Raw genomic sequence first — 12116 nt, 5'->3', positions numbered from 1 at the left:
GGCTCCGTGCCGGCAGCCGGCGGCTCGGTTCCGGCAGCGGGCGGCTCGGTTCCGGCAGCGGGCGGCTCGGTGGGCCGGGTTGCCTCCGACGGATGCGGCGCGGCCGCGTGCGCCCCGCCATCCGCGATCCCGGCCAGCAGGTTGCGCGCCCGGTGGACCAGGCTCGGCTCGACGATGATCTGATAGTTGCTCGCGATCACCTGCATCGTCGAGGTGAAGTCGCGGCGGCGACGGTTCAGCGCATAGCTGACCAGGCTGAAGAACATCCCGAAACCGGCACCGATCAGCAGCGCGGCGGCCACGAACGGCAGGCTGGAACCGGTCGGTGAGAAGATGAAGAACAGCACCCCGAAGAAGATCCCCATCCAGGCTCCGGATGCCGCTCCGGCGAGTGCGACCTTGCCGTAGGTGAGCTTGCCGGTAACCCGTTCGACGCTCTTGAGGTCGTTGCCGACGATGGAGAGCTGCTTCACCGGGAAGTCCGACACGGCGAGCTTCTCGACCGCCTGCTGCGCCTCGTTGTAGGTCTCGAAGGTGGCCAGGACCTCGCCCTTCGGCAGGACCGGGAAGAGCACCGCCGAGCGGGGGGACCAGGGGCTTTGATTACTCATGCCGCCATTGTTCCACGCTCGCAGGGATTAGCTGGTGAGTGGCCTAGATTTGTACTGTGAGTGCCACCAGAGTCTTCGTCGCCCGCCTGGCCGGATGCACCGTCTTCGACCCCGCGGGCGACCGCGTGGGCAAGGTGCGCGATGTTCTGGTGGTCTACCGAAAAAGCGACCCGCCCCGAGTCGTCGGCCTGATCGTCGAAATCCCCGGCAAGCGCCGCGTGTTCGTCTCGATCGGCCGGGTGACCAGCATGGGCTCGGGCCAGATCATCACCACCGGCCTGATCAACGTGCGCCGCTTCGAACAGCGCGGCGGCGAAGTGCGCGTCATAGCCGAGATGCTCGGCCGCAAGGTCGCCTTCGACGACGGCTCCGGCGACGCGACGGTCGAGGATGTCGCGATCGAGCAGAGCGGTCCGAGCAGCCAGGGCGACTGGGCGATCAGCCAGCTCTTCGTCCGGCGCCCCAGGACGAGCGCCTCCCCCTTCGCCAAGGGCGCGACGGCCTTCGTCACCTGGGGCGAGGTGCGCGAGAAGTCGACGGTGGGCCAGGCCCAGTCGGCCGAGCAGCTCATCGCCACGTACTCCGAGCTCAAGCCCGCCGACCTCGCGAACACGCTGCTCGACCTGCCGCGGGAGCGCATGTTCGAGGTGGCCGGCGAGCTGCCCGACGGCCGCCTCGCCGATGTGCTCGAGGAGATGCCCGAGAGCGAGCAGGTGGGCATCCTGACCCGGCTCGGCGACGCCCGCGCCGCCGAGGTTCTCGACCACATGCAGCCGGATGACGCGGCCGACCTGATCGCCCAGCTTCCGTCAGAGCGCGGCGAGCAGTTGCTCGACCTGATGGAGCCGGAGGAGGCCGACGATGTGCGCTTCCTGCTCACCTACGCCCCGGACACCGCCGGCGGACTGATGACGACCGAGCCGATCATCGTGTCGGCCGACGCCACCGTGGCCGAGGGGCTCGCGCTCATCCGTCGCCACGACCTGGCGCCCGCCCTCGGCGCGGCGATCTGCGTCACCCTGCCGCCGTACGAGCCGCCGACCGGTCGCTTCCTCGGCATGGTGCATTTCCAGCGGATGCTGCGCTACCCGCCGCACGAGCGCCTCGGCACCCTGCTCGACCTCGGCCTCGAGCCCGTCACCGCCGAAACCTCGGCGGCCGAGGTGTCGCGCATCCTCGCCAGCTACGACCTCGTGTCGGTGCCCGTCGTCGACGAGAACCACCGCCTGGTCGGTGTGGTCACGATCGACGACGTGCTCGACTATCTCCTCCCCGACGACTGGCGCAGCCACGACGGCACCGAGGAAGTGCGCCGGCGCGCCGCGGTCCGCAGCGAGCTGAAGACCGGAAGCATCCCCCTGCCCGGCGGCAAGGACAGCGGCCATGGCCAGGGCTAACCGCTCGGAGCAGCGGCTCGACGCGCCCAAGGGCCTGCGCTCCCGGGGGCTCGGAGGCTTCGGCCTCGGCCGGGGCAGCGACCGCTTCGGGCGGTTCACCGAGGCGATCGCCCGCGGAATGGGCACCCCCTGGTTCCTCCTCGGGCTGACCCTGTTCGTGACCGCCTGGGTCACCTGGAACACCCTCTCCCCCGCCCCGCTGCGCTTCGACTCCATCGAACTGGGCTTCATCGCGCTCACCCTGGTGCTCTCCCTGCAGGCCTCCTACGCCGCTCCCCTGATCCTCCTGGCGCAGAACCGACAGGACGACCGCGACCGGGTGCAGATCGAACAGGACCGGCAGCGGGCCGAACGCAACCTCGCCGACACCGAATATCTGGCGCGGGAGGTCGTCGCCCTGCGACTGGCGATGAAGGACCTCGCGTCGAAGGACTTCCTCCGGGCCGAACTGCGTTCCGTGCTGGAGAACCTCGAACAGCGTGACGAGCAGGCCCGGCGAGCGCGGCGCAGCGAAGCGGCGGAGCGGGACCGCGAGGAACGTCCCCGGGGTGAATAGCGACGCGGTCTACGCGGCGCTCGCCCGGGTGATCGACCCGGAGATCCGCAAGCCGATCACCGAGCTCGACATGGTGGAGGGCGTCACGGTCGCCGACGACGGCCGGGTGACCGTCGCGATCCGGCTGACGATCGCCGGATGCCCCGCGGCGCAGAAGATCGAACGCGATGTGCTCCGGGCCGCGGAATCCGTCGCCGGCGAAGGCCGGGCCTCGGTCGAGGTCGGCGTCATGACCCGGGAGCAGCGCCAGGCCCTGACCGAAAAGCTGCGCGGCGGCAAGGCGGCCCGCGTCACCCAGTTCGGGCCGGAGTCGCTGACCCGCGTCTACGCGATCACGAGCGGAAAGGGAGGCGTCGGCAAGTCCACGATCACCGCCAACCTGGCCGTCGCGCTGGCCGCGCAGGGCCTGCGGGTCGGCATCGTCGACGCGGATGTGCACGGGTTCTCGATCCCGGGCCTGCTCGGGCTCGTCGCCGAGCCCACGGACGGAGCCCGAACGGGCAGCGCGGTCAAGCCGACCCAGGTCGGCGACATGATCCTGCCGCCGATCGCCTACGACGTGAAGGTCATCTCGATCGCCATGTTCGTCGAGGACGCGTCGGTGGCCGTGGCCTGGCGCGGGCCGATGCTGCACCGCACGATCCAGCAGTTCCTCACCGACGTGTACTTCGGCGACCTGGACATCCTGCTGCTCGACCTGCCTCCCGGAACCGGCGACGTGGCGATCACCGTGGGCCAGCTGCTCCCCCACGCCGAGGTCATCGTCGTCACCACGCCGCAGCCGGCGGCCGCCGAGGTCGCCGAGCGCAGCGGCGTCGTCGCCCGCCAGACCGGCCAGAGCGTCTACGGCGTGATCGAGAACATGTCCGGGCTGCCGCAGCCCGACGGCACGGTGCTCGAGCTCTTCGGCTCCGGCGGCGGCGCCGAGGTCGCCAGGCGCCTCTCCTCGAACCAGGAAGCGCCCGTGCCCCTGCTCGCGCAGGTGCCGCTCAGCGTGCCCCTGCGTTCCGGCGGCGACCGGGGCGTGCCGGTCGTGCTCGGCGACCCCGCCGATCCCGCCGCCATAGCCATTCGCGCGGTGGCCGAGCGGCTCGCCACCCGGGGCCGGGGACTCTCCGGCCGCAGCCTGGGCATCTCGCCGAAATAGCAGCCCGCCCGAGAAGACGGATGCCGCTCGCCGCGGAGGCCGAGCAACCGCTGCGCGCGTCCACCGGCGGGGCTACGCTGGCGCCAGGTCGGCCGACCCGTGCCGACGGAAGCGAGGACATCCGCATGTTCACCCTGCACATCGAACACACCGTGACCGACTACGACGCGTGGAAGCGTATGTTCGACGCGGATCCCGTCGACCGGAAAGGCTCGGGCGTCACCGCGTACCGGGTCAGGCGGCCCGTCGGTGACACCGGGACGGTGATGGTCGAACTCGACTTCGACTCCCGCGAGGCCGGAGAACGGATGGGCGCGGCGCTCGATGAGCTGTGGAAGGGCCCGGCTGCCGCGATCACGATCAACCCGCACTCGAGGCTCACCGAGACGGTCGAAACCGCCACGCTCTGAGAACCGTCCGGGGCGCCATCCGGCGGGCGGGCCGCTCGCCCCTAGACTGGCCCGCATGCCTGCCACCACGCTTGATCGACCGCTGATCACCGACCTCGACCGCGACATCGCCTCCACCTCGGGGACAACCGTCGACGTGATCGCCCCGTTCAGCGGCGAGGTGCTGCACCGGCTGCCGGTGAGCACCCACGACGACGTCAGCGAGGCGTATTCGAGCGCCCGGCTGGCCCAGCTGGCCTGGGCCAGGGTCGGGTTCGCCCGCCGCCGGGCGATCCTGCTGCGCGCACACGACCTCGTCCTCAAACGCCGGGAGCTCCTGCTCGACGCGGTGCAGACCGAGACGGGGAAGACCCGCGGCCAGGCCTTCGAGGAGGTCTTCCAGGCCGCCAGCATCACCCGGTACAACGCGCTCTCCGCCCGCACCGTGTTGCGCGGCGGGCGCCGCCGGGCCGCCATCCCCCTCGTGGTCGGCACCCGTGTGCAGTTCCGGCCCAAGGGCGTCGTCGGGGTCATCACGCCGTGGAACTTCCCGCTCAGCCTCGCTGCGATGGACGTCGTCCCCGCCCTGGCCGCCGGCTGCGCAGTGGTGCAGAAGGCCGACAGCCAGGGCGCACTGAGCATCCTCGCGTTGCGGCGAGCGTTCATCGACGCCGGGGTCCCCGCCGCCCTCTGGGCGGTCGTCACGGGTGACGGCGCCGAGATCGGCGGCGCCGTGACGAACCAGGCGGACTACATCTGCTTCACCGGTTCAACGGCGACCGGCAGGCGCGTCGCGGTGCAGGCGGCCGAGAACCTGATCGGTGTGTCGCTCGAACTCGGCGGCAACAACCCGCTGATCGTGCTCGACGACGTCGACCCGGCGAAGGCCGCGGCGGATGCCGCCTACGCCTGTTTTTCCTCGATGGGCCAGCTCTGCGTGTCCATCGAGCGCATCTACGTCGAGCGCGGCGTGGCCGCGGACTTCCTGCGCGAGTTCGTGGTCCGGACGGAGTCGCTGATCCTCGGCGCCGAGTTCGACTACACCGCCGACGTGGGATCCCTCACCAGCCAGGCCCAGCTCGAGCGGGTGACCGCGCATGTGCAGGATGCCCTCGCCAAGGGCGCGACGCTCGAGGCCGGCGGGCGGGCGCGCCCCGACATCGGACCGCTCTTCTTCGAACCGACCGTGCTCAGCGGGGTCACCCCCGACATGCACTGCTACGCGAACGAAACCTTCGGTCCGGTCGTGGCCGTGTCGGTCGTCGACTCCGAGCAGGAGGCAATCCTCGTGGCCAATGACAGCGAGTTCGGGCTCAACGCATCGGTGTTCTCCGGTTCGACCGGCCGCGGGCTCCGCGTGGCGTCCGCCATGGAGGCCGGCAGCGTCAATGTCAACGAGGGCTACCGGGGATCGTTTTCCTCGGTCGACGCTCCGATGGGCGGGGTCAAGCACTCGGGCCTGGGCCGGCGCAACGGCCCGGAAGGCCTGCTCCGGTTCGTCGACGCGACCACGGTTTCGCACGCGACCGGCCTGCTCCAGCTGCCCCGGCTCGGCCGCGAGTTCGCCCGGCTGGCCGGTCCGCTGTTGCTGCTCGCGGTCGTGCTCAAGGCCATCCGCCGCCGCTGACCCGTCCACCTTGACAGTTCCGGTCGACTTTGACCGGCGCACCAGCCGAATTCGACCGGAACCGTCAATCTCGGCGGCTCTAGGTGGCTTCGGTGTCGAAGGGGGCCGGGGCGGAGGGCGTGAGGGCGGCGTTCTCCCTGGCGCGCTTCCGCTGCAGGTAGGCGCTGTCCGGGTTGGGAGCGGCGCGCGAAACCGTGGCCGTCACCTCTTTCTCGGGGGCGTCGTCGACGAGCGCCTCCCGGATGATCCGGCGCGGGTCGTACTGGCGCGGGTCGAGTTTCTTCCAGTCCAGATCGTCGAACTCCGGGCCCATTTCGTCGCGCATGCGGTCCTTGGCCCCGTTGGCCATGTCCCGAAGCTGACGCGCGAGGCGGCCCAATTGCGCCGCGTAATGCGGGAGCCGCTCCGGCCCGAGCAGGAACACGGCGATGATCCCGATCAGGAGAAGTTTCTCGAAGGTCAGACCGAACATTTATTCAGAATAACCCTCGGCGGGGCATCCCCGGACCAGCCGAGGCTCCCACGTAGTCTTGATGCACCCCCCTACTGGAGTTGTGCCGTGACTGACATTGAACTGAACTGGAAATTCTCCGACGACCTGGTCGTGGAAAGCGATGCGCTTTCCAAGGCGAGGCAGCAGTCCCATGAGCTCGGCATCGACGCGATCGCGCCCTCGGTGGGCGCCCAGACCGCCGTGATCGCCGCGGCGACCGGCGCGCGGAGCATCCTCGAGGTGGGCACGGGAGCCGGCGTCTCCGGCATCTGGCTGCTCACCGGTGCCCCGGGCGCGACGCTGACCTCCATCGACACGGAGATCGACCACCAGCAGCATGCCAGGGCGAACTTCATCGAGGCGGGGATCCCCGCCAACCGGGTGCGCCTGATCACCGGCAAGGCGGCCGACGTGCTGCCTCGGATGAACGAGAGTTCCTACGACATTGTCTTCGTCGACGCCGACCCGCAGTCCGTCATCGAATACGTTGAGCACGCCCTCCGCCTGGCCAGGCCAGGCGGAACCGTGCTCGTGGCCCACGCCCTCTGGCGCGGACGGGTGGCGAACCCGACCCAGCGCGACGACCTGGCAACCGGGTTCCGCACCCTGCTGACCGAGATCGCGTCCTCCCGGGCCGTCATCAGCGCCCTCTCCCCCGTCGGGGACGGGCTGCTGCAGATCACCAAGCTGCGCGCCTGACGAAGCGCGCATCACGTTAAACGGAGTTCGGCCGCACGGCAGAGCCGCGCGGCCGAACATCCGTGGTGCAATCAACCGGGCCTAGACGGCCGAACTGACCACCCCGGCAAGTGCGTCGTGAAGCTCCTTCGCTTCGGCGTCGTTCACGGAGACGACAAGTCGGCCTCCGCCTTCAAGCGGTACCCGCACAATAATCAGGCGGCCCTCTTTGACGGCCTCCATAGGCCCATCCCCGGTCCGTGGCTTCATGGCAGCCATGAACTCCCCTTTCATTCAATTCCTCTGAACTTCCATTATCGTCTATCGGGCCCCGAAGACTGTAATTAGGGGGGTGTCCAGTCGGCGCCGTCGACCCTCCAGCAGATCAGGAGCCAGCCCCACTGGCCGGCAACGCAGAGCAGAACGACCCCGGCCCGGTACAGCCGACTCCGAGGCTGGGCCACCGCGCCGAGCAGGGGGAACAGCGGCACGAGCAACCGGAAGGTGCTCGACTGCGGGAAGAACACGGCGAACAGGTAGAGCGCATAGCCGGCCACCCAGAACCTCAGGTCCACGCCGAGCCGCCGGACGGCCGGCGTGAACATGACCATCGTGAAGGCCAGGATCAGCGCTAGCACGGCGACGATGCCCAGCGGCATCCCGAGCCACCAGACGCCGCTCTGGAACCAGGCGGTGAACGGAACGAGCTCCTGGTAGCCGATATACGGCGCCCGCCAGGCCAGCTCCGTGTCGGTGTACGCCGTGAGCGACCCGGTGACCGCCCACGCCGCGAGCGGCCAGGCGAGGCCCATGATCCCGCTGAACACGGCGACGGATGCCGACAGCACCCGTTCCCGGGGCGGGAACGGGTCCCGGCCCCTCGTGATCCAGCGGTACGCCACGTGCAGCGCGAGGGCGAGCGCGAAGGCGAGGCCGCTCGGGCGGGTCAGCGCCATCACGGCGATCACCGGGAACAACGCCGCGTAGCGCCGCTCGAGCAGGAGGTAGAGCGCCAGGGTGAGGAAGAACAGGTACATCGATTCCGCGTAGCCGAACTGCAGGATCGGGGAGAGCGGGGCGACGCAGAACAGCACGACCGAGAACAGCGCGGTCCCGTGGTCCAGCACCCGGCGCATCAGCCGGTAGAACAGCAGGGCCGAGCCGAGGCTGAAGGCCACCGACACGAATACGGCGACGGGAGCCCATCCCGCACCGCTGGCCTCCATCAGCAGCCGCACGGCGGCCGGATACCCGGGCATGAACGCCCAGGCGTTCTCCGCCACCTGGCCCTCCGGCGTGACCGGCAGCACCGGAGGGTAGCCGCCGATCGCGACGATGTTGTACCAGCGGCCGTCCCACATGTTCGCGAAGTCGGCGTAGCGCGGCCGGGCGCCCGTCCACGCGTTGGCCTCCTGCAGGTTCGCCATCGCGAGCACGAGCGATGTCGTCACCAGCCGGGACGCGGCCCAGACGAAGGCGACCTTCGCCCACCACGGAGTGAGCCGGTACCGGGCCCGCCACCGCGCGGGGATTCGCGTCTGGGCGGCGGTGGCGGACATCGCGGGCCCTTAGTCGGTGGAGGCGGTCAACCAGGAACGGAGGCCGTCTTCGCACTCCGTGATCTGCCGCAGGGCAACCCGTTCGTCATCCGCGTGGGCCTTGAGCGGGTCGCCAGGACCGTAGTTGACGGCGGGGATCCCGAGGGCGGAGAAGCGCGCGACATCCGTCCAGCCGTACTTGGGCCGGGGTTCCGCGCCGACGGCGGCGAGGAACTGTTTGGCGAGCGGGGCGTCGAGCCCGGGGCGGGCTCCGGCGGCGGAGTCCACGACGGTGATGTCATAGCCGGGGAACAGCTCGTGCACGTGCGCCAGCGCCTCCTCGACCGAGCGGCTGGGGGCGAACCGGTAGTTGATGTGCACCATGCACTCGTCGGGGATGACGTTCCCGGCGATACCCCCGGTGATGCCGACGGCGTTGAGGCCCTCGCGGTAGACCAGTCCCTCGACCTCCACCGCGCGGGGCTCGTAGTTCGCGAGCGTGTCGAGAATGGGGGTGACCTTGTGGATGGCGTTCTCGCCCACCCAGCTGCGCGCCGAATGCGCGCGCAGGCCGAACGTGCGGATTTCAACGCGCAGGTTCCCGTTGCAACCGCCTTCGACCTGGCTGTTGCTCGGTTCGCCGAGGATCGCGAAGTCCCCCTCGAACAGATCGGGCCGATTGCGGGCGAGCCGGCCGAGGCCATTGAGCGCGTCCGAAACCTCCTCGTGGTCGTACCACATCCAGGTCAGGTCGACGATGGGGTCGGTGAGCTCCGCGGCGAGCTTGAGCTGCACGGCGACGCCGGCCTTCATATCGACGGTGCCGCGACCCCACAGATAATCCACGCCGTCGACGGTTTCGAACCTGGTCGGCAGGTTGTTGTTCAGCGGCACGGTGTCGATGTGGCCGGCGATCACGACGCGCTGGGCCCGGCCGAGGTTGGTGCGGGCGACGATGGTGTCGCCGTCCCTGATGATTTCGAGGTGGCCGAGGCCGCTGAGCGTACGCTCGATGGCGTCGGCCAGTCCGGTCTCGTTACCGGACACCGACTCCATGTCGCAGATTTCACGCGTGATGTCGATGGATGATGCGGCGAGGTTCAGGGCCGCGGGGATCTGAGGCACGGGAGTGAGAGGCACCCTACTAATCTAGAGCCATGGTCACGCCGCTCCCGTCAAACGCCCCCGCACCGACGCATGGCTGGGGGTACGGGCTGGCCACGGTTTCCGGCAACGGAACCGTGCTGGACACGTGGTTCCCGGCCCCCGGTCTCGGCCGGCTGCCGGCCGGACGCGACCGCTGGATCGTGCCCGCCGAACTCGAAGCGGCCGCCGGCGACGACACACGGCGTAACGTTTCCTTGGAAGCCGTCACCGTGGAAATCGACCTGCAGGAGCCGCCGGCCGGCACCTCGGACGCGTACCTGCGCCTGCACCTCCTCTCCCACCTGCTCGTGCTCCCCAACAGCATCAACCTCGACGGCATCTTCGGCCATCTCCCCACCGTCGTCTGGACCAACGCCGGGCCGGTGCACCCGGCCGACTACGACCGGTTGCGCCCCTCGCTCCAGCGCCTGGGCATCCAGCCGACCGGGATCGACAAGTTCCCGATGCTGCTGGGCTACGTCACGCCGGACCGGGTGCGGATCGCGGATGCCTCCCGCGTGCGGCTGGGCGCCTACCTGTCCCCCGGGACCACCGTCATGCACGAAGGCTTCGTCAACTTCAACGCCGGAACCCTCGGCTCCTCAATGGTCGAGGGCCGAATCTCCCAGGGCGTTGTCGTGGGCGACGGTGCGGACATCGGCGGCGGCGCCTCGATCATGGGCACCCTCTCCGGCGGGGGCACCCAGCGGGTGTCGATCGGGCAGCGCGCCCTGCTCGGCGCGAACTCCGGCGTCGGCATCGCCATCGGCGACGACACGGTCGTCGAGGCCGGCCTCTACGTCACTGCCGGCACCAAGGTCGTGCTCGTCGGCGAGGCCCGCACTGCGGACGGCGCACCCCGCACGGTGAAGGCCGTCGAGTTGTCCGGCGTGGCCGGCCTGCTCTTCCGCCGCAACTCGCTCACCGGTGCGGTCGAGGTGCTGCGCAGGGACGGAACCGGCGTCGTGCTCAACGAGGCGCTGCACGCCTGACAATGCTCGGTGACACCAGGCTTCGACAACGCGGCGCTTCGGTAACGCTGCGCTTCGGTAACACAACGCGGAGTCGCGCCGCCGGAAGACGCCCCAGCCGATAGCATCCGTGTAGCAGGACCAGCGGGATGCGCAGCATCCGTCGACCTGTCCGGATTCGATCACAGGGGAGTGACGTGGGTACCGACGCACCGCGCAGCAGGCGCCACCGCAGGGCCCGTACGCTCCTCGCCCTGCTCGGCATCGTGCTGAGCCTGGCGCTTGTGGCCGCGGGCCTCGGCGTGTGGACGGTCATGCGGTCCTTCCCGACGCTGTCCGGCGAGGTGGCTCTTCCGGGGCTCGACGCCGACGCCACCGTGTACCGCGACGACGCCGGCATCCCGCAGATCGTCGCGAAGACGTCGAAGGACCTCTTCATGGCGGAGGGGTACGTGCACGCCCAGGACCGCTTCTGGGAGATGGACTTCCGTCGGCACGTGACCGCCGGGCGTCTCTCGGAGCTGTTCGGGGAGAGCCAGGTCGGCACGGACACCTTCATCCGTACCCTCGGCTGGCGGGCCGTTGCCGAGCAGGAGGTCGCGCTGCTCGACCCGGTCACGCTCGGGTACTACCAGGCCTACGCCGACGGCGTCAACGCCTACCTGGCCACCCACCAGGGCACCGACATCTCCCTCGAGTACGCGGTGCTGGGACTGCAGAACGCCGGCTACGAGCCCGAACGGTGGACGCCGGCCGACTCGGTCGCCTGGCTCAAGGCAATGGCCTGGGACCTCCGCTCAAACCTCGACGACGAAATCGACCGGGCGACGCTCGCGGCGACGCTCACCCCCGAGGAGGTCTCCGAGCTGCACCCGGCCTACCCCTATGCCACCCACCCGACCATCGTGGACGGCATGCCGCCGACCGCGTCGGCCGTCACCGCGGCAGCGCCCGCCGCGAGCGAGGCGCTCGAGAGCACCGCCCTCGCCTCCCCCCTCGACGACCTGCGCACCGCGCTGGCCTCCGTGCCCGAGTTGCTCGGCCCGGCCGGCGGGGAAATCGGCTCGAACTCCTGGGTGGTCTCCGGCGAGCACACCGACACGGGCGAGCCCATCCTCGCCAACGACCCTCACCTCGGCCCGGTCATGCCCTCGGTCTGGTACCAGGTCGGCCTTCGCTGCGAAACCGTCAGCGCCGACTGCCCGTTCGACCTCGCCGGTTACGGGTTCACCGGCATGCCGGGGATCATCATCGGCCACAACGCCCGGGTCGCGTGGGGCTTCACCAACCTCGGGCCGGATGTCGCCGATCTCTACCTCGAGAAGGTGACCGGCGACAGCTACGAGTACGACGGCGCGGAGAAGCCGCTGATCGTGCGCAACGAGAAGATCACCGTCGCCGGGGGGCCTTCGGTGAAGATCGAGATCCATTCGACCGAGCACGGCCCGATCGTGAGCGGCCTCGAGGGGACCGCGTTCCCGGGGATCGCGAGCGACTACCCGGTCGCCGCCGGCCTGCCGGCCAGTCCCGCGCCGGCAGCCCCCGCCGCGCCCGCCGCCGGCG

At 70.0% G+C, this 12116-nt stretch carries 13 protein-coding genes; 8 read left to right on the top strand and 5 right to left on the bottom strand.

The window, feature by feature from the left end:
• Window positions 1–611, bottom strand: a 611-nt coding sequence (locus tag E3T33_RS14455; RefSeq protein ID WP_134575646.1) for a general stress protein, incomplete at its 3' end; no start/stop codon positions are given.
• Window positions 612–667: 56 nt separating this feature from the next.
• Between E3T33_RS14455 and E3T33_RS14450 the strand changes: the two genes are divergently transcribed.
• Genes E3T33_RS14450 through E3T33_RS14430 form a run of 5 tightly spaced genes read left to right on the top strand, consistent with a single transcriptional unit; the run spans window position 668 to window position 5727 of the window.
• Window positions 668–2008, top strand: a complete 1341-nt coding sequence (locus E3T33_RS14450) for a CBS domain-containing protein (RefSeq protein ID WP_092325258.1) — start codon at window positions 668–670, stop codon at window positions 2006–2008.
• A complete protein-coding gene (locus tag E3T33_RS14445) occupies window positions 1995–2564 on the top strand; it encodes a DUF1003 domain-containing protein (protein ID WP_092325256.1) in 570 nt (189 codons plus the stop codon). Before E3T33_RS14450 ends, E3T33_RS14445 begins: the two co-directional genes overlap by 14 nt.
• Window positions 2557–3711, top strand: coding sequence for an Mrp/NBP35 family ATP-binding protein (locus tag E3T33_RS14440; RefSeq protein WP_241982971.1), 1155 nt, complete (start codon window positions 2557–2559; stop codon window positions 3709–3711). Before E3T33_RS14445 ends, E3T33_RS14440 begins: the two co-directional genes overlap by 8 nt.
• Before the next feature lie 20 nt (window positions 3712–3731).
• Window positions 3732–4121, top strand: coding sequence for a hypothetical protein (locus E3T33_RS14435; RefSeq protein WP_134575644.1), 390 nt, complete (start codon window positions 3732–3734; stop codon window positions 4119–4121).
• A gap of 55 nt (window positions 4122–4176) precedes the next feature.
• The gene (locus tag E3T33_RS14430; RefSeq protein WP_134575643.1) at window positions 4177–5727 is read left to right on the top strand and encodes a succinic semialdehyde dehydrogenase; all 1551 of its coding nucleotides are present in this window, start codon (window positions 4177–4179) and stop codon (window positions 5725–5727) included.
• A gap of 79 nt (window positions 5728–5806) precedes the next feature.
• Here E3T33_RS14430 and E3T33_RS14425 read toward each other — a convergent pair whose 3' ends face one another.
• Window positions 5807–6199 (bottom strand): sec-independent translocase, encoded by a 393-nt coding sequence (locus tag E3T33_RS14425; protein ID WP_092325250.1) that lies wholly within the window; start codon window positions 6197–6199, stop codon window positions 5807–5809.
• A gap of 87 nt (window positions 6200–6286) precedes the next feature.
• Here E3T33_RS14425 and E3T33_RS14420 point away from each other — a divergent pair, with 87 nt between their 5' ends.
• The gene (locus tag E3T33_RS14420; protein WP_092325248.1) at window positions 6287–6919 is read left to right on the top strand and encodes an O-methyltransferase; all 633 of its coding nucleotides are present in this window, start codon (window positions 6287–6289) and stop codon (window positions 6917–6919) included.
• Between the two features lie 81 nt (window positions 6920–7000).
• Here E3T33_RS14420 and E3T33_RS14415 read toward each other — a convergent pair whose 3' ends face one another.
• The 3 genes from E3T33_RS14415 to dapE all read right to left on the bottom strand — a co-directional run bounded on the left by E3T33_RS14415 (window position 7001) and on the right by dapE (window position 9576).
• Window positions 7001–7177 (bottom strand): DUF3117 domain-containing protein, encoded by a 177-nt coding sequence (locus E3T33_RS14415; RefSeq protein ID WP_092325262.1) that lies wholly within the window; start codon window positions 7175–7177, stop codon window positions 7001–7003.
• A 65-nt stretch (window positions 7178–7242) separates the two neighbouring features.
• The gene (locus tag E3T33_RS14410; RefSeq protein ID WP_241982970.1) at window positions 7243–8457 is read right to left on the bottom strand and encodes a hypothetical protein; all 1215 of its coding nucleotides are present in this window, start codon (window positions 8455–8457) and stop codon (window positions 7243–7245) included.
• Between the two features lie 9 nt (window positions 8458–8466).
• Entirely contained in the window at window positions 8467–9576 is a 1110-nt protein-coding gene (gene dapE, locus E3T33_RS14405; RefSeq protein ID WP_092325246.1) for a succinyl-diaminopimelate desuccinylase, read from the bottom strand.
• Between the two features lie 17 nt (window positions 9577–9593).
• Here dapE and dapD point away from each other — a divergent pair, with 17 nt between their 5' ends.
• The gene (gene dapD / locus E3T33_RS14400) at window positions 9594–10574 is read left to right on the top strand and encodes a 2,3,4,5-tetrahydropyridine-2,6-dicarboxylate N-succinyltransferase (protein WP_092325244.1); all 981 of its coding nucleotides are present in this window, start codon (window positions 9594–9596) and stop codon (window positions 10572–10574) included.
• Window positions 10575–10750: 176 nt separating this feature from the next.
• On the top strand, window positions 10751–12116 hold a 1366-nt coding region (locus E3T33_RS14395; protein WP_241982969.1), incomplete at its 3' end, for a penicillin acylase family protein.

This window comes from Cryobacterium sp. TMT1-2-1, assembly GCF_004403955.1.
Classification (GTDB): domain Bacteria; phylum Actinomycetota; class Actinomycetes; order Actinomycetales; family Microbacteriaceae; genus Cryobacterium; species Cryobacterium psychrotolerans.
The sequence above is the reverse complement of the archived record's forward strand: the minus strand, read 5'-3'. Positions and strand labels throughout refer to the sequence as shown.

Coding starts and splice junctions, on each gene's coding strand:
- E3T33_RS14445 (WP_092325256.1), top strand. CDS start 1,995: ATGGCCAGGGCTAACCGCTCGGAGCAGCGGCTCGACGCGCCCAAGGGC.
- E3T33_RS14435 (WP_134575644.1), top strand. CDS start 3,732: ATGCCGCTCGCCGCGGAGGCCGAGCAACCGCTGCGCGCGTCCACCGGC.
- E3T33_RS14430 (WP_134575643.1), top strand. CDS start 4,177: ATGCCTGCCACCACGCTTGATCGACCGCTGATCACCGACCTCGACCGC.
- E3T33_RS14425 (WP_092325250.1), bottom strand. CDS start 6,199: ATGTTCGGTCTGACCTTCGAGAAACTTCTCCTGATCGGGATCATCGCC.
- E3T33_RS14415 (WP_092325262.1), bottom strand. CDS start 7,177: ATGGCTGCCATGAAGCCACGGACCGGGGATGGGCCTATGGAGGCCGTC.
- E3T33_RS14410 (WP_241982970.1), bottom strand. CDS start 8,457: ATGTCCGCCACCGCCGCCCAGACGCGAATCCCCGCGCGGTGGCGGGCC.
- dapD (WP_092325244.1), top strand. CDS start 9,594: ATGGTCACGCCGCTCCCGTCAAACGCCCCCGCACCGACGCATGGCTGG.